The 17,527-nt window shown below is 40.2% G+C and carries 17 protein-coding genes; 6 read left to right on the top strand and 11 right to left on the bottom strand.

The window, feature by feature from the left end:
• The first annotated feature begins 82 nt into the window (after positions 1-82).
• The gene (locus A0125_RS05990; protein ID WP_066754257.1) at positions 83-1,144 is read left to right on the top strand and encodes a fatty acid desaturase family protein; all 1,062 of its coding nucleotides are present in this window, start codon (positions 83-85) and stop codon (positions 1,142-1,144) included.
• Between the two features lie 212 nt (positions 1,145-1,356).
• Here A0125_RS05990 and A0125_RS05985 read toward each other — a convergent pair whose 3' ends face one another.
• Complete coding sequence (locus A0125_RS05985) at positions 1,357-1,548, bottom strand: cold-shock protein (RefSeq protein ID WP_066754255.1); 192 nt, start codon at positions 1,546-1,548, stop codon at positions 1,357-1,359.
• Between the two features lie 147 nt (positions 1,549-1,695).
• Positions 1,696-1,848 (bottom strand): hypothetical protein, encoded by a 153-nt coding sequence (locus tag A0125_RS15540; protein WP_156472435.1) that lies wholly within the window; start codon positions 1,846-1,848, stop codon positions 1,696-1,698.
• Positions 1,849-2,082: 234 nt separating this feature from the next.
• On the opposite strand from A0125_RS15540, the gene A0125_RS05980 reads away from it, so the two are divergent.
• Positions 2,083-2,286 (top strand): hypothetical protein, encoded by a 204-nt coding sequence (locus A0125_RS05980; protein WP_066753595.1) that lies wholly within the window; start codon positions 2,083-2,085, stop codon positions 2,284-2,286.
• Between the two features lie 74 nt (positions 2,287-2,360).
• On the opposite strand, the gene A0125_RS05975 is transcribed toward A0125_RS05980, so the two are convergent.
• Together A0125_RS05975 and A0125_RS05970 are read right to left on the bottom strand one after the other, a co-directional pair.
• Entirely contained in the window at positions 2,361-2,729 is a 369-nt protein-coding gene (locus A0125_RS05975; protein ID WP_066753594.1) for a response regulator, read from the bottom strand.
• A complete protein-coding gene (locus tag A0125_RS05970; protein ID WP_066753591.1) occupies positions 2,726-6,013 on the bottom strand; it encodes a CheR family methyltransferase in 3,288 nt (1,095 codons plus the stop codon). The genes A0125_RS05975 and A0125_RS05970 overlap by 4 nt, the downstream gene beginning before the upstream one ends.
• A 514-nt stretch (positions 6,014-6,527) precedes the next feature.
• Here A0125_RS05970 and A0125_RS05965 point away from each other — a divergent pair.
• Both A0125_RS05965 and A0125_RS05960 read left to right on the top strand, forming a co-directional pair.
• A complete protein-coding gene (locus tag A0125_RS05965) occupies positions 6,528-6,722 on the top strand; it encodes a hypothetical protein (RefSeq protein ID WP_066753589.1) in 195 nt (64 codons plus the stop codon).
• A gap of 169 nt (positions 6,723-6,891) precedes the next feature.
• Positions 6,892-7,395 carry a hypothetical protein gene (locus tag A0125_RS05960; protein ID WP_066753585.1) on the top strand — a complete coding sequence of 168 codons (504 nt, stop codon included), beginning with the start codon at positions 6,892-6,894 and terminating at the stop codon, positions 7,393-7,395.
• Positions 7,396-7,467: 72 nt separating this feature from the next.
• Here the strand turns inward: A0125_RS05960 and A0125_RS05955 are convergent, their stop codons facing one another.
• Together A0125_RS05955 and A0125_RS05950 are read right to left on the bottom strand one after the other, a co-directional pair.
• On the bottom strand, positions 7,468-8,532 hold the full coding sequence (locus A0125_RS05955) for a sialidase family protein (RefSeq protein ID WP_082784922.1): 1,065 nt from the start codon (positions 8,530-8,532) through the stop codon (positions 7,468-7,470).
• Positions 8,533-8,688: 156 nt separating this feature from the next.
• Complete coding sequence (locus tag A0125_RS05950; RefSeq protein WP_197464805.1) at positions 8,689-10,065, bottom strand: TlpA family protein disulfide reductase; 1,377 nt, start codon at positions 10,063-10,065, stop codon at positions 8,689-8,691.
• 325 nt (positions 10,066-10,390) lie between these two features.
• On the opposite strand from A0125_RS05950, the gene A0125_RS05945 reads away from it, so the two are divergent.
• Positions 10,391-11,554 carry a calcium:cation antiporter gene (locus A0125_RS05945; RefSeq protein WP_156472475.1) on the top strand — a complete coding sequence of 388 codons (1,164 nt, stop codon included), beginning with the start codon at positions 10,391-10,393 and terminating at the stop codon, positions 11,552-11,554.
• A 4-nt stretch (positions 11,555-11,558) separates the two neighbouring features.
• Here the strand turns inward: A0125_RS05945 and A0125_RS16365 are convergent, their stop codons facing one another.
• Together A0125_RS16365 and A0125_RS05940 are read right to left on the bottom strand one after the other, a co-directional pair.
• Complete coding sequence (locus A0125_RS16365; protein WP_262507278.1) at positions 11,559-12,209, bottom strand: BCCT family transporter; 651 nt, start codon at positions 12,207-12,209, stop codon at positions 11,559-11,561.
• A complete protein-coding gene (locus A0125_RS05940) occupies positions 12,185-13,567 on the bottom strand; it encodes a BCCT family transporter (protein WP_262507277.1) in 1,383 nt (460 codons plus the stop codon). The genes A0125_RS16365 and A0125_RS05940 overlap by 25 nt, the downstream gene beginning before the upstream one ends.
• 168 nt (positions 13,568-13,735) lie before the next feature.
• On the opposite strand from A0125_RS05940, the gene A0125_RS05935 reads away from it, so the two are divergent.
• Entirely contained in the window at positions 13,736-13,948 is a 213-nt protein-coding gene (locus tag A0125_RS05935; protein ID WP_066753579.1) for a DUF4287 domain-containing protein, read from the top strand.
• Here the strand turns inward: A0125_RS05935 and A0125_RS05930 are convergent.
• Genes A0125_RS05930 through A0125_RS16515 form a run of 3 tightly spaced genes read right to left on the bottom strand, consistent with a single transcriptional unit; the run spans position 13,945 to position 17,454 of the window.
• Complete coding sequence (locus A0125_RS05930) at positions 13,945-15,117, bottom strand: PepSY-associated TM helix domain-containing protein (RefSeq protein ID WP_066753578.1); 1,173 nt, start codon at positions 15,115-15,117, stop codon at positions 13,945-13,947. The genes A0125_RS05935 and A0125_RS05930 overlap by 4 nt on opposite strands.
• A gap of 1 nt (position 15,118) precedes the next feature.
• Positions 15,119-16,399 carry a TonB-dependent receptor gene (locus A0125_RS15535; RefSeq protein ID WP_231863141.1) on the bottom strand — a complete coding sequence of 427 codons (1,281 nt, stop codon included), beginning with the start codon at positions 16,397-16,399 and terminating at the stop codon, positions 15,119-15,121.
• A complete protein-coding gene (locus A0125_RS16515) occupies positions 16,339-17,454 on the bottom strand; it encodes a TonB-dependent receptor (RefSeq protein WP_156472433.1) in 1,116 nt (371 codons plus the stop codon). Before A0125_RS16515 ends, A0125_RS15535 begins: the two co-directional genes overlap by 61 nt.
• Positions 17,455-17,527 lie beyond the last annotated feature (73 nt).

The following is a 17,527-nucleotide window of genomic DNA, read 5'->3' as shown; positions in this document are numbered from 1 at the left end:
TACATACGTAATACCCTTATTTCTACATCTTTCCAACTTATATAACCAAGGAAAGTAAGGCGAAATTATGCAAAACATCACCATGAAAAAATCAACAAAATTCAACAATACAAATACATCCTTCTCCAAAATTTTGAAAAGTAGGGTAAATGACTATTTCGCCAGCTCTGCACAACGGACCACTGGCGGTACTAAAATGTATAAAAAGACAATCGTCTTGATCAGTTCTGCGGTGCTGTTATATAGTATCTTGGTTTTTGCATCGCCTTTCTGGCCGATATCTGTAATATTGTGTGTTTTGTTGGGGATTAATTTTGCAGCTATTGGGTTCAATATCATGCACGATGCAGGCCACAATAGCTTATCGAGCAACAAAAATGTAAATACCTTTCTTTCCTATTCACTCAATGCGCTGGGAGGTAATATCTACCTGTGGAAACTGAAGCACAATATCGCCCATCATACCTACACCAATATTGAAGGTGAAGACCATGATATTGAGATCAAATTTTTGCGCATACACGATTCTCAGGAACCCAAGCTGCACCATCGCTTTCAGCATCTTTACTTCCCAATTTTATACGCCATATCGTATTTAGCATGGATCTTTTTCCAAGATTATGAAAAATATTTTAGACGCCGTTTAGGGAAGCATTCAGCCCTATTTAACATGCCTAATAAGGAAAAATGGATTTTTTGGATCAGTAAGGTGCTGCACTTTCAGGTTTTCATCACGATCCCAGTTCTCCTTGTTGGCTGGCTTCCGGCCTTAATTGGTTTGCTGATCGCAGGTTTTGCCTGTGGCATATGCTTAGCTACTGTATTTCAACTAGCACATGTAGTTTCAGAAACTGAATTTACTGCAAGCGAACCGGGCCGAATGGAGGACGAATGGACTGTACATCAGCTAAATACGACAGCGAACTTTGCCACGCGCAACAAGGTACTCACGTGGTTATTGGGCGGACTTAACTTTCAAGTCGAACATCATTTATTCCCGAAAATTAGCCATATACATTATCCAGAGATTAATAAGATCGTAAAGAATGTTTGTGCGGAGTTTCGGGTAAACTATATAGAATTTGCTTCATTAGCTCAGGCTTGGAAATCGCACACCAGCGTCATCAAAAGTATGTCGCGCTAGGCTATTATGTTCAGAACTAATAGAAAAAACAGCTGCAATTGATAAAAAAGTCACATTTGCAGCATGCATCGGTATATCGTGGTGTGAGTAGTTGAAGCTATTTACACCATTTTCATTTAATGATCTATACACCAACGTATTCGCAAATATTTGGGCACAAAAAAACCGTCTTGCATCGCAAAACGGTTTATACAATATATGCAAAAATTAACTTATATCAACTTAACATTTACTGCGTTTGGTCCTTTACGACCTTGTTCAACTTCAAAAGACACGTGATCATGCTCACGGATATCTTGAGTCAATCCTGAAACATGAACGAAAACTTCTTGACCACCGTCATTTGGAGTTATAAATCCGAAACCCTTGGTCTCGTTGAAAAATTTTACTATGCCTTCTTGCATTACTTTTTGGTATAAAATATTATTAATGATGTAAATGTACACAAAAATTATTAACAATAGGTACAAAACCTAAAGCCATTTCGGTACGTAATATTTCTTCGGCGACCTGGCATTGGTGTAGTGTGTACTTTAAATTTTACTTATTCCCTATTCCATCTGATTATTCATAGCTATAGATATGTATCCATCAACGCTGACCGTTCCCTTATATTCTCCAACCAGCACGCCAGCTTCATGCATTTTCAGTACAATCTCCTGCTTAGGAATAGCGTCGATGGCACTGGCACTCCGTCCATGCACAATACATTTTTTTTCATAGCAAAGATAATTTAAATTCTAATGTAATTGGTTGTGAGACAAAGACGGAACTAGCAGTTGTAGAAATATATGAACGCCCAACCACTTGCTGTGGAAGACCGCATTAGTAACTGAAAAAATACTTGATCTTAATTGCCTAAAAACAATATCCGTAGTTCAATCCTTTTTTATACTGAATGCATAAACATGCTTCATTAGGCACAAAATATAGACACTATGGCAACGAAAGTAGAGACAAAAATAACAGGTTTAAAAAAGGATAAAAAAGAAGATACTTATCGAGAATTGACCTCTGTCGTAAAAAAGAATAAGGAAAACAAGCAGGATAAAGACGCAGAAGCCGGCGTAGATGCTGGCGACGAACAGCTGAATGATACGCCTAACGATCCAGAAGCCAAAATTACAAAGAAGAAAAATTAGCGAAGCTGGTCATTTTAGTCGGATTTGGCTTATTTAGGTTACTCGTAGCGCTTTTCGTAGCTTTTGAAAAGATATTAGCCAGCTTCCTTTGTGAGATATCGCTTCACGATCATGATGAGATCATCCATTTCAAATGGTTTGGCCAGATATCCATCCGCACCAGCGCTATCTGCAATCTCGGCAATGTCTTTATTAGCAGACATGAGCACAATTGGTACGTGACGCGTATGCGGTTGATCTTTTAGCTGCCTACAAATCACTCGGCCATCGGCGCCAGACATCCAAATATCCAGGAGAATCAAATCTGGCATATCTGCGGGCGGTAGCTGTGTCACCCGGTTAGGTTCGATTAGCTGATGTACTTCGTATCCTTCACTTTCCAGAATAATACTAACCACATCTAAGATGCCCTCGTTATCATCGATTACCAGTATTTTTTTCATTTTTGTCTTTTTAGTGGAAGTGAGATCATAAATGTCGATCCCTTGCCTTCAGTACTATGCACTGTAAGATCGCCATGATGCCTGCTCATAATTTTGCTGGAAATGAATAACCCCAACCCTAAACCCGCGAAGGTATTTTGAAGAAAACCATCGGCCCTGAAAAACTGATCGAACACATTCTGCTGATTTTTATCGGATATACCAATTCCAAAATCCTGAACAGATAGCCTAACTTGATCCTTCTCCAATGAAGTTTTTACCAATACTTCATCGGCTTGTGGAGAATATTTGATGGCATTGGACAATAAGTTGGTAATTACTTGCCCAATACGATTGCGATCACCTAGTACCTCTACTGATTGATCCAAATTGATTTTAATCTGGTGCTTTCTAGAGGTTTGTTGCATCTCTTCCGTGACTTCGACTACTAAACTATTAAAATCAAAATGGTCTATATTATACTCTAGTTGGCCTGCGGTTACTTTTGTGGCATCGAGCAAATCACCAATCAAAGCGGTAAGTTTATTGATCTGATTATCCATCTTGGCCAAAAAACTCTCCGCCTCTTTGTTGCCTTCTTTCTGAAATCGACGATGTAGCGCTTGCGTGTAACCCTTAATACTTGTTACCGGAGTTTTCAATTCGTGTGAAGCCATACTGATGAAATCGTTTTTCTGCCTTTCCAGTTTGACCTTTTCTGCAATTTGCTTTTGTAATTCCTCCGAAAAGACCTTCTGCTGTAGCAGATCATTCTTTCGTTCGGTAATATCATCCAAAGCCAGCAGAATGAGTTGCTCACCATTGGCCTTTTTTACCGGGTGAATATTGAATTTGACAACTCGCTCGCCTAGCGTTGGGAAAGTAAAACTAATTTCTTTCTCTATAACCTGTTCATCATTTTGCTGGATACGCGTGAACTCGCTAGCTAATCCCGGAATATTCCAGCCGCCATTTTGCAACTGGTAAAAACTCTTACCTACGGCTTGTTCTTGACTTATTTTGAATGTTTTGCAGAAGGCATAATTGACACTCTGAATCATCAGGTCGCTATTCAACATAATGAGTGGCTCGTGCAACACTGCAATGGTTGCCTCCGCGAGCTTGCGACTAATGTTCAACTCCTCATTACTTTCAAAGAGCTCTTGATTTACAGTAAGTAATTCTTCATTGGTACTCTGAAGTTCTTCTTTACTGGTCTCCAGTTCTTCGTTCAGACTTTGTAGCTCCTCGCTACCACTTAAGAGTTCCTCATTAGAGCTTTGCAGTTCTTCTTTAGCAATTTCCTGAGCTTCCGTGATATTACGCATATCTTCACGAATCTGCGTCAGTTCTCTTTCAAGTTGCAAAATTCGTTCCTGCTCCGCTGTCTTCACCGTTTTAGAAGACAACTTTCGCCGTGTCGGCAAGGCGGGCTCCTCTTTAAATAGTACTAAATAATAAGGATCAAAGGTGTTGAGCAGCGGAATAACTTCTATTCCAACCAATATCTCACCACCATTGATAGAGACGCCAGATTTAGAAAATGGTTCAACTGATGATTTTGCGCGATGTAGTGCATTGCGCAACTCAAACGACAGACCATCTTTTGCCATCTTCATCAGATTAAAGGTAGCTTTACCAGATGGTGGCTCCAAAAACCGGCTTGTACTTCCACGAAATTGCACTATATCGAACTGATCATTGACTATGACGCCTGGAGGCGCATGCTTTGACAATACAATTTCGTCTGCACTTTTCTGGTAATCTTCTGTCTTTACTTCTTTGCTACGAAGCGTCATATTTTCTTCCTCAACGGCCGTTTGTTTACCACCACCCATGATGGTGATGTACCTGCCGACTCCAGGTTTTCGGGTATAAAATTTACTTTTACGCTGTAGTGGGTTAAAAAAATCGGATGCTGATCCGACCGTTTCCGAATTACCGAGCCACAATATTCCTTTATCTCGCAGTGCGTAATGGAAGATCGCGATGGTCTTCTTTTGCAAAAATGGTTTGAAATAGATCATTACATTCCTACAGGAAATTAAATCCATCTTAGCGAAGGGAGGATCTTTCAGAAAATTGTGCACCGCAAACACGCACATATCTCGGATCGTTTTAGAAACCACATAATGATCCTTATGCTTGTCAAAGTATTTTGCCAGACGCGCAACACTTACGCCCTCCAATTCTTTTTTGTGGTACATCCCGCTCCGAGCAATTTTGATGGATTTATCGGAAATATCTGTAGCAAAAATATGAATGCGTTGCTGATGCAATTGTTGTCCAAAGAATTCGTGCAAAGCAATCGCGATAGAATACGGTTCTTGACCGGTGGAGCAGCCTGCCACCCAAATGCGTATTGGTTCACCGTCATTTTTACCCTCTAAAATTAGTGGGACAATCTTCTTAATCAATAATTCAAAGCAATACGGATCTCTGAAAAATGCCGTGACGGATATCAGCAAATCATAGAACAATAGATCCTGCTCTATCGGATGATCGGTAATATAGGTCAGATAATCCGATATATCTGCAATCTTTAACATCAGCATCCTGCGGACGATACGCCGGCGAACTGTTGTCTGCTTATACAAACTAAAGTCAGCTTCTTTGCGCTGATGCATCAACTCCATGATCTTGCGATAGGTCGTTTCCTCATCTACGGATTCGGATACTGGCTCGCTGGCAGACCAGCCCTGCCGTAGCATGGCAAAATAATCCGTCAGCTTTCTACCAATTTGATCCGGAGGTAAAACAAAGTCGATAATGTTGGCGTCGATCGCATGCCCGGGCATTGCCGTGTAGCCAGCAGAATTGTCTTGAGCAATGGTTAATCCGCCTTGTTCTCTAATTGCACGCATTCCTGCGGTACCATCAACGCCCATTCCCGAAAGTATAACGGCCGCGGAACTAGCTTCGTACGATGTTGCCATGGACATAAATAAGGCATCTACTGCCTTATTTGCTTTTTCTTTGGTCGGTCTGGGATTGAGTTTTAGCAAACCATTGGCAACGGTAACTATCTTGCCTGGTGGAATGACATAGATATGATCCCGCTCGATATGCAGATGTTCTGTAATGGATACTACAGGTATAGATGTAATCTTTTGCAGAAGATCGGGCAATAAGCTATTTTTCTCAGGATAAAGATGTTGTACTACGATAAATGCCATACCGGAGTAGGCAGGTATAGTAGACAGCATGGCTTTGATAGCTTCCAATCCGCCTGCGGATGCGCCAACCCCTATAACAGGAAATTGTTCATTGATTTCGGACTGATTATTCTTTCTGTTTAATCCCATAGATCTCGGCCTTGCTATCGTAGGCTATTTGATAGCAAGATAGCATTCTAAGAGCACAAATCGTGCTAAATTTACTCGTTTAGCATAAATTAATCGCTTAATTATGGACCAGTGAGCAGCACGGTAGCTACATCTTCATTTTTTATTGAATGTACTAAGAGATAACATCTACTGCTACAAAGGTTTGTATGAATTTGGCACATAAAATAACAATCGGATACTAACAGGGGGAACCTATCAGGTGGCCTTAGTAAAAATCCGCAGAATTGATAAAGTATATGTATCCACATTACTTTTAATAGAACCATACAAAAATCAATACACCCAAATTTCCCATTGGTATGTCGCAATCGGTCTTTATCGTTATTCATGTAGCGCTCCTCCTACAAAAGAAAATTACTTATCACCAACCCCATCACTTTAACATTATTTTTACCTCAACAATTACAGTTTAAGTAGGAGTTAATTACCAAAAATAGGAAAAACGAATCCATCTTTAGACAACCTTAGAACTATGAAAAATTTCACCAAACATGATAATGCTAGCAGCTTAAAGCTATATGCTACACCAAATATCGATACAGAATTTGTTTGTTTGGAACACAGCATTGCTGCTGGATCTGCAATTGTAACACCTTTAGACGAAAATTCAGAGGTATTACATGAATGGGAGACAGGAACGGATGTGTCTGGGGATTTATTGTGGTAAATCCGTGTTAACCGACACCGGTCAACACGGATGTCGGTTAATGTATGCTATATCCATTAATCTTCGCGTCATTGTCAGATCGACAATGTCTTGTTAAGACAAAAAAATGACTCAACAGCTTTCTCATGTATTGCCAATTGCTTAACTTGTCGTATGATCATCGTACGACATGAAACAACACGTTTTATTCGCTGAAAGCGGCAAATCTCCTAAGTGGCTAACGATATTATTTTTGATATCTTATATACTACTTTTGTATGGGGTATTCCGACAGTTTTTTTATAACTCGCCCATTGGAAACAAACCAATGAAAGACGTGCCATTACTCCTGTTCACTATTCTTTACGGCATCTTTATCTATTTCATGGCCAACCTCCGAAGAGAACTCAAAATTACTCAGGAAGGATTCTATCTTAATACGATTCCCTTGGTATATGGCGATTTACTTAGATGGGATCGCATTAAGGAAATTCGAATTGAAAATTATAATCCCGTAAAAGAAAACTTAGGAATTGGATTTCGGAGCGCAAACGCACAAATGGCTTATTTACGAGGAGGACAACCGGGAATAAAAATTATTTGTCATAATGATGATCGCATACTATTGGCAGCTCGCGATCAACAAAAGCTCATATTTACGTTCACCCAACTTGGTCTCATCCACAATCCATAATAAGCATCGCTTACTAGATACTAGTTGAGGAGTGCAGTGTGCTAACGATTATCCAACTCTGCGCAAAGTTGCTTACAATTGAATTTGCAACGCAAAATGCTTTACATTTTTACGGTTATACGTATACGAAACGTGGATAACGCCATCGGCTGCTCGAATAATAGTTGGATAGCTAAATTCTCCATTCTCTTCGTCCTCAAATGTAAAAATATCCTGCCAATTCTGGCCATCTTTAGAGCATGCTAATCGTAACTTTGCCCTTCCTTCCCACCAGTCTTTTCCCGGTACATCTGGATTGTACACGATAAATAATGTGTCGTTTATACAAATTACGTCAGTGCCCGAGTTGGGATTAATTAAGTTGGTGCGCTCCATGGTAGACCAAGTGTGCCCTCGATCTTGCGAGGTTGCTGTGGTCACTACGCCTTCTTTACTACGACAAAATATTTGTAGTTTCCCATTTTGATACTCCACTACACTTGGTTGAATGGTGTTAAGATCTGCAGGATGATTGATAGGCTGAACCGTCCAGGTTTTTTGATGATCATCACTAATCTCGATATGTGACAGCCAGCGTTCTTCACTGATTTCTACGCTAGAAGGAGATACGATGGATCCATCCTGTAGTTGCAGAGGACGATTTTTGATTGGGCCAAGAATTCCATTGGGCAATTTTTGTGGCTCACTCCAGGTTAAGCCGCCATCATTCGATGTTTTGAACATTCCCCACCATTCGCGTGGATTGGGCCCGACTTTGTAATATAAATGAATTTTTTGCTCATTTTTTTCCCGAAATAACACTGGATTCCAACAGGGATACTGTAGCGTGTCATTAATCTTACCATCAGCCCATACGGTTGGTTTCTCCCATTTACCATCTACTTGACGTGAACCATAAATAGCGACATCTTGATTTCCTTCATGACTACCAGCAAACCAACTTGATAGCAAAGTACCATCTTGAGTTTCTTCTAATGTAGAAGCATGACATTGGGCGAAGAAAATTTTTTCTTGGAAAAGAAACTCATCTCGCAGTTTTAGTACGCTTGGTAGCGTGGTAGTTTGCTGCAATGTTTGGGCGGATAAAGATAAGGTCATCAGGCACAGCAAAATCGAACTAGGGAAAGCAAATTTCATAAATTATATATTTTTTAAAGGCAGTGATTTCAGCACCTTGATATCGTTTATTGTCAAGATGGCAAAGACAGAAAAATTAGCTGTATTTAGCAAAAAATTAGGGATAAATAATGACGAAAACAATCGATTTAAATATTAATGATGCTCAGTACAAAGCTACTCTTTATCGACTGCTAGCTCACGAGCTGCTGCTTCGCTCAATAAGGCATCTAAGTATTCTATTGCTTGAGGCGAGGATGGTCTTATGCCGTCATTATCCACGATTATTCCTTGCCCGTTGAGAATGACGGTGTGTGGAATAGCATTTATCTGAAAGAAGTCTTGAAATTGTTTTTTTGCGTCTTCTAATAAGAGCCAGTCCATCTGCTGATCTGCAATGATTTTTTCTCGTGCATCGCGTTTATCGTCAGCTAGCGCGATGCTTGCAAAAATGATATTTTCATTATCTTGATAGTGCTCCTTTAGCTTTTTGAGATGAGGTATTTCTACCAAGCAAGGACCACACCAGCTGGCCCACGTTTCTAGATATATTACCTTACCTTCAATATCCTTCAACTTTAAGGTTGCGCCTGTCCTTTCGTTACGCACAATGATATCTGCTGAGACAACTTTGCCCTGCTCAATTTGACTCGCAAATTTTACGACCTCATCAGATTTAGATTTAAGATCGCGCAGGTAGTGCTCATTTTCTATGAGCGCCACAGTCTTTTGTAGTTGTAGTGCCTCGTCCAATGTGCGGGTTTTCTGTATGCGCTTGCTAATGTTCTGATGCAGTACGACATCTCGAACTTGACCCGAAAACAATTCGTTCAAGATATAAATATCTTTCAGTGAATGATCCGCATATTGCTGCGCTACGGCTTCAGGATAAGCAAAAAAATCACTCGCTACGAATGAATTAAGATAACTAAGAAATAACTGAAAACTTCTTGAATGTAGATTGTTGGGATTGTTGACCTGTGTCCACAAGTCTGGGAATCCCAGTCGAGGCAAATTCTGCATGACCTCCGACATAGTCAAATCATTACTATATGCATAGTTGCCCAAAAATTGCCAAAGGCCGTAATAGGTGTTATCGGTAACTAGAAGAGATTTCCACTCTTGGATGTAAGGCAAATCAGGTTGACGCTGTGCTAAGCTATCTAATGTTTGCGCTGTTTTACTTACGGATGTATTGAGATCTTCTATATATTGAGCCAGCGGAAGTTCTATATCACTCCATAGATAATTAACCGCCAAATTTTGAATAAAGATGTTATTGATTTCACTTCCTTCGCCGGCCATACGCATTTGTTTTCTATCTATACGAAAAGTAGCTGTATCTACTCTTGCCTCGAATAGTAGGTGATAACTAGGAGCGATACAGATCGCGACAGATTCGCCTCTTTGTATCAGACTATCTACTTGTACATGTAAATCTACCTGCATAGGTACATCAATCAAACTCGATAAATCTACGTCAAAAGTACCTTGTGCTGATACTGGTATCTGAATCGGTGTTAGGTGTGAGGGATGTGTCAAAGTTAATAGCATGCGTGATTTATCGCCAGCATAATTGATACGCCCCGCAAGCGTAGTAGTTTTTTGTGCGAAAAGAAAGAAATGGCATGAGCAGAAAAAACAAAGCAATAAATATTTCATAAATAATCGTTCAGCAGACGGGGATAGTAGATATAAACCTAAAGATAGTGAAAACATACTTATTATAATATTTAAAAAAAAGCATGCTGCACGAATACTAGTCGGTAGCTGCCACCCACTGGGAGTAAGTGCGTGAATATTTATCTTATGTATACTATGTTCTTTTAGATAATACTCACTTTTGCAAAAATAGTTTATGGATCACTATCGCTGCATCATGTTTCTAAAAGAAGTATTTACATTCCCCATTATTGCTCGTTTAGCATTTATTTGGTTGGTAGCAAGCTTGTTCTTGTTTTCTGATTCTATATTTATTGAATCAACGCTATCTAATACGATGGCGATCACGGTATTCTTCATCATCCTTATTACCATCATCATCGCTTCATACGGCGCTGTAGCGCAAGCAGACAAACTTGCTAACTTATTAGGCGAACCGTATGGCACATTAATCCTGACCTTATCGATTGTATCGATCGAAGTTGTACTGATTGCCGCAATGATGCTAGGACCTACGGAATTACCTAGCATTGGAAAAGATTCGATTTTTTCGGTAATGATGATTATCATGAATCTCGTTATTGGTTTGTGTATTTTAGTTGGCTCTGCAAAGCATAAAGAGCAAAATTATAACGGCTCAGGTGCATTAACATATATTGCTATGATTAGCATTTTGGGCGGTTTTGCGCTGATTCTACCCAACTATATTATAGGCAATGGTAGTGGCGAATTTTCTTTTGCACAAGCGATGACAATTGCGACATTGATCTTGTTGATTTATGCACAATTTTTGAAATACCAGATGACGGACTATCGACATCTATATGTACAACCAGAGTCACCGCATATCATTACCGCTAGCTCCCAGACTACAAATCCTAAAGATGAGGACTTACCGATTTCGTCCAACGCGGTAAGTTCATCCCGTTTGGTAGTTTATTTTCGCGTTTTTCTTTTATTCTTAATGATCTTACCAATCGTACTACTATCACACGATATGGCGACAATTGTTGATTTTGGTATCCGAAAAGCAAGTTTGCCTCCCGCGTTGGGCGGCGTTCTGATCGCGATCATTGTTTTCATTCCCGAATCCATGACGGCATTGAATGCAGCATTGAATAATGAATTTCAACGCACCATCAATCTGTGTCACGGTGCATTTGTTTCTACAGTCGGATTGACCGTACCAACTATCTTATTTATCGGATTGCTCACGTCCAAAACAGTTCGTTTTGGTCTAAATTCTACCGAGTTAGTGCTTTTTTTGCTTACCCTATTTCTTAGTTTAATTACCTTTCATGGCAAACGTACCTCCCCTATATTAGGAATGCTCCATCTCGCATTATTTGCACTTTTTATATTGTTATTATTTAATCCGTAAAATGTTAATCTTCGTCATTATTACTTATAAATAATTCATTATCCTTTTGGGACACGATCTCCAAAAACCGGTCATAATGTTTCAAGACGTCACTAATGAGTTCATTTTTGGTAAAATACTTCACATCGTACCCTTCCCTACCATCGCCAAAATACGTTTTAGGAAAGTATGTTTTCTGATGCTCTACGTCTGGCAAATTACGCTCTTGTCTAAAATATTCGGCTACAAGTTTGCGATGACATTTGATGCCATAAACAAAGTTGTCCACTGTATCGTGTGAAATTGATATCTCGATGCGCAGCGGCTCGTCGTATTTCTGTATCATGGCGTTAATACCATTACTGTCAAACTCGGCTTTTAGCTCGGTGAGCGCAGGCTCTACATGGCTATCAATAAAATCATTTATTGCAGATTTGCTTTTAAAATTGACCATCTTTTTTAATCGTTCTTTCCATGATTCGCCCGACCAAGGTATAGTCGTTACCGAAAATGTACTATCATAATAATTCTGATCGATAATTAAAGCTTTCATCAGCGAAATGGAAAATAAGACCATAATAACGGCAAATGGTAAGGCGGTAATTAAGGTCATGATTTGAAGCGATTGCAACCCACCAGCATTTAATAACATCAGCGCCAGTAAAGCCAGCAACACACCCCAAAAAATAGTCTGCCATTTGGGCGAATACTTCGCATTTCGTGTAGAATAGTATTCATTACCAAGATACCGGAATCGGCAGAAGTGACAAAAAAGATGATGACGATAATAATCGCCAGTGCACTAGCAATCTGCGAACCTGGAAAGTAATTAAGAAATTGAAACATCATAGAATCTGGGTCTGAAACCAATGCACCTAATGCTCCTTTGGCTATATGTGCATCAATCCAAATCGCAGAATTTCCAAACACGGTCATCCAGATGAAAATAAAAAATGTCGGTAATAATAAAACCGCACCTATAAATTCTCTTACTGTGCGACCTCGAGAAATTTTGGCAATGAATAGTCCGACAAACGGCGCCCACGATATCCACCAAGCCCAATAAAGGATGGTCCAATTATAAAACCACGGCAAGGCTCTTTCATCATAAATATGGGTATCGAATGTGAGTGCAAAAAAATTGTTTATATAATTACCGACGCCATCGGTAAAAGCCCCAATAATATAGTTGGTGGGCCCCATAAATAAAACAAATAGCATGAGCAGTATGGCTGCAACAATATTTGTATTACTGAGTAATTTGATGCCTTTGTCAACGCCTGAGATGGCAGATATAATGGACAGGGAAACCAAAACAGACACTAAAATCATTTGGTAGAAGAAACTAGTTTCTGGCAATATACCCAACTGCTGTAAACCTGAATTTATCTGCACCACACCAAAACCCAATGTAGTAGTGATACCAAAAAAAGTACTACAAAGTGCGAATACATCAATCAAAGTACCCCATTTGCCAGTCATTCGATCTTTGAGTAATGGATACAAACAACTGCGAAGAGACAACGGCAACTTATACCTAAAAGCGAAGTAGGCTAGGCACAAACCAACTAAGCCATATATTGCCCAAGCATGAATTCCATAATGAAAGAAGGTATATAATTGCGCGTTCTTCGCGCGGAGCTGAAAATCGGTTTCTGAAAATGCAGTAGTCGTATAATGCGTCATCGGCTCTGCGACACTGAAGTACATCAAACCGATTCCCATGCCTGCCGCAAAAAGCATGGCTATCCAAGAGAAAAAGGAGTGCTCGGGCGTGCTATCATTGGGGCCTAGCTTAATATTACCATATTTGCTAAATATCAAAAACAGCAAAAAAAGCACGAAAATAGTAATGGCCCAGACATAAACCCAATTCAAATTTACAAATACAAACTCCTTAATCCTGCTCAATGTTGCTTCGGTTGCCTGCGGAAAAATAGCCGAAAAAAGGCATACTGATAGGATAAATATCAAACTTGGAATGGTAACGCTAAGATCCATACTGGTGCTTAGACCGCGCTTATATTTTTTCATAACTTGTCGTAATGTGTATTAAACCTATTAGGTCGCCTATTTGTTTAGATTTTTATTTTGCCGAGATCAGTGTGCGTGTGATAAATCGTGACATCTCAGTAGAAAAATATAAAAAATGAGTAGATTTATACTTAGAATCTAACATTACGACAACCTAAAATTTCACCTATGTCATTTCAATCGTATATTGATAATATCCAAAAAAAGACCGGCAAATCTCCATCAGACTTTAAATTGCTAGCTGAAGAAAAAGGCTTTTTAAAAAATGGTGCATTAACCGTTAAAGCTACGCAGGTTACCGACTGGCTTAAGGAAGAATTTAGCTTGGGACATGGCCATGCAATGGCCATATATGCTAGTTTAAAAGGAAAAACTAGCTAGCAACGTCTAGCTTTTTGTTTGGTGGTTTTTTGTTTTTTATTCCACCACAAAATATAACCGGTCACAGGCAAACTCGCACAGCCAAGCGCAGCCATAAAAACTAAAAACTTCGTAGTAAAACCCCATATTGCGCCTGTGTGCAAATCAAAATTGAGGGCCGCTAATAAATCACCAGTTTTTAACTTCTCGTGTGAGGCTATCTGCGCTATCGTCATATCTGCGCTGTGCACATAATACCAATAAAAGAGCCCACTCCGATCTTCCTGCAAACGAATTTGCACATCGATAATTGGTGCGTCGGCGGGGCGCAATCGTATAGACATCATCCCCGCATCTGGATGCTTGTCTAATGCGTGAGCGAGCAAATTATCTAGCGGTGATTCAAATGGTTTAGAAATCTGCAACTGTGGTTCGTGTGGTGGTCTCTGATCTACGTTCGCCGATGCGAACTGATTGATAAACTGGCTATATGTTTTTTTCCAACTCGGGAAGCTGAAGAGTAATCCTGTCACACAAAGTAGTACTGCCAGTGGAAATACATAAAACCCAAAAACATTGTGCATATCGTAATTGAACCTCTTCCACTTTGCTTTTCGATTAAGCCACAGGCTTCGTTTAAGCGGCTTACCGCGCCACTTTTTTGGCCACCAGAGCACCATACCTGTCAACAAAAGAATCACAAAAAATAGTGTACTATATGCAACCAATGCGTGCCCATATGTTTTACCTAATAATAGATTCATATGCAGCTGCAAGACAAGTTGAAAAAACTCATTCTTAGAATCTTCGATGGCAACACACTCACCCGTGTACGGGTTCATGAATACGCGCTTATAATAGCGGAAGTAATTCCAATGCCCAAATGCAGATGGATCCACATCAGAAGCGCGAAATATCCAACTACGATTTGGTGCAGGATACAAATCTATTCGCGATATGTTTTGTTCTGCGGGAAGCTCTGCTTGCGCTCTTTCGATCAGTTCGGTGAGCTCCAGAGGCGGCGTTACAGTCGTTGTAGGTGGTTCAATAAAATATTTGTTGGGATATATCCACAACTTTAGTTCATCATGAAATGTATAAATAGCTCCGCTAAGGCTCACCAAGAATACGATCAATCCGGTTATTAAGCCGAGCCATTTATGCGCCCAAAGAACACCTTTTTTAAGCATATTAGAACTTGTACTGCAAATTTAATGAGGCAAGAGAGCCTTCACCACGCACATAGTTAGCCGCATTAGCACCATACTGGCTGTACACTGTATAATATGTTTTGTTGAGAAGATTTGCCACTCCCAAACCCAGCATCCAGCTGTTATTTAAGCGATATGAAGCATTAAAGTTCAATAAATCTACTGATTCGACCGGGCCTTCATTTGCACGAAAAACACCATTGGCATTGCGCTCAAAACGGTTGCGCGATCCAGTATGCACCCAAGATAGCTGGAAAGAAAGATCATTACGCGGGTTGAAGTCAAGATATCCAGTTGCTTTTGGTGGCATTATACGGCTACCATTCAAGTATGTACTGCTGCCATCTTCTGCCGCTTCTACTTTACCTTCAACAAAGGAATATGTGCCACCGATCGTCCATTGCGGACTAATGCGTAAATCGGCTGTTGCTTCAAAACCATGAATTCGCTCGGGCGCTCTTTGTGACACGAAATAACCTGCATCATTAGCAACCACACTCAAGCCCAACTTTGAAGTACTTATGAAATAGGCTGCCGAAAAATGAAGATTGCGCCATTGACTGGAGAATCCGGCTTCATAATTATTTGTCACAATCGGATCGGTCTGTACACGAGAAAGATCGCTATCAGTGGCATTGCGTACTATGCGGCCCAATTCATTGATCGTAAAACCCTGCGAAAAGCTGATAAAGGGATTAAAAAGTGCGTATTTATTATAACGCAGACCTGCGTTTAGTGTGGTAGCGCTGTAAGGTATTCGCCCTCCTTCGACGGCGACACTTCCTTCACCATCTGGGCCAGTGGCCAATGTATTAAAGTCATTGATGTTGACTTTTGCATTTTCGTAACGTATGCCTCCCTTGAAAATCAACTGATCTAAGAGATTTACAGTCAATTGTGCAAAGGGTGCATAGTTTATCATATCCATCTTTGGAACGAAAACACGGCCATCTGTAAGATCTTGGAAGGTTACATCATTTAGGATATCCAAGCCATAAGTTACTTGAGAAGGTAGCTTAGCTACTTCGAAAGAAGTATTTAAATCTAATCGAAGACCCTTTTTATTAGAATTGATCATGGTCTGCCCGGGACCAAACCAGGAAGGAGTTTGTTCGACGTAACGATTCATAGAACTAAAACTATTGACAAACGCGGCGGCATTGAGCGAAGTGTTTGCAAATATTTCGGCATTACGATAGCTTAACATGGCATTGTGATTGAATCGCGTACCTGTGTGCTCACCAGGATCGGTTCCTTGCACGCCATAAGTGGGATTTTGGCCGTATACGCCAATTTGGCTAATGTAGCGAGCCTGCTGTAGGCTATTGAAAAAGTTGTAACTAGGGTTAAATCAGACTTTTGATCTATGGCATATCCCACTTTCAAGAAGGCATTGTATTGTCTGTTGTTCGACAATCCGTCGGTTTGACCTAAAGGCAAACCATCACCATCTTTTTGCAAACCTGTATAGTCCATTACCCCACTTACTGCATAATTCCATTTATTTTTTCGACCATACAGACTTTGCGCTAAACGGTATCCGCCTGTTTCGCTCGCGTTATATGGGGCAAGAGTACCACGCAACGTCGTGCTTCCGCCAATGGTGGCTGCATTAGCGTCATTTCGTTTAGTAATGTAATTGATCACACCACCAGCTGAACCGTTTCCATAAATTGAAGTTGCACCTTTAATGACTTCTATACGTTCTAGCACGGCAGGATCGATCGAGCGCATATCTCGTGCTCCATTCATCAATGGCGTAGATTGCGGAATACCATCAATTAAAATAAGTACTGCGCGACCTCGCAATGTCTGCCCAGCGTTGCTGCCTTTCGCAGTTGATGTTCCTAAGCCGGGAATGGTATTGCCCAATACGCCTGCCAAATTGGTACTAATTTGACTTTGCATAGCAATATCACGCTCATTGAGTATAGAAATGGACGAAGGAACGTTTGCCATGCTTTCGGGCTTGCGGCCTGCAGTAACGACTACTTGTTCCATTCTTTGACCAGAACCTAAGGTAAAGTTGATCGGTCCGCTTACAGTGTCAATATTTATATTTCGCACTAAATCCGAATAGCCAACCTTACTGATTCGGATCTGAAATTGCTTGCGGCTTGGACGATCTACTTGTAGCGAACCCCGTGCATTGGTTTTTCCTAATTCGTGGGAATCGATCCATACTTGTACATTGGCTATTGGTTGAGATGTGGCATCTGCAACAGCAACTTCAAGAATTTGTCCGCAGAGTTCTGTACTAAATAATAGTAGCGTTGTGAATAATATAAGATATCTACCTGTATTAGAAAGATTCATTTTTATTTAGACTTGTTTTAAATAATTGCAAACATACAAAAACATTCTAAATCGTTGACACCAAATGTGGGTA

The organism is Sphingobacterium populi (genome assembly GCF_001586775.1).
GTDB lineage: Bacteria > Bacteroidota > Bacteroidia > Sphingobacteriales > Sphingobacteriaceae > Sphingobacterium > Sphingobacterium populi.
Note: the sequence above shows the minus strand (reverse complement) of the source record. Positions and strands in the feature narration are given on the sequence as shown.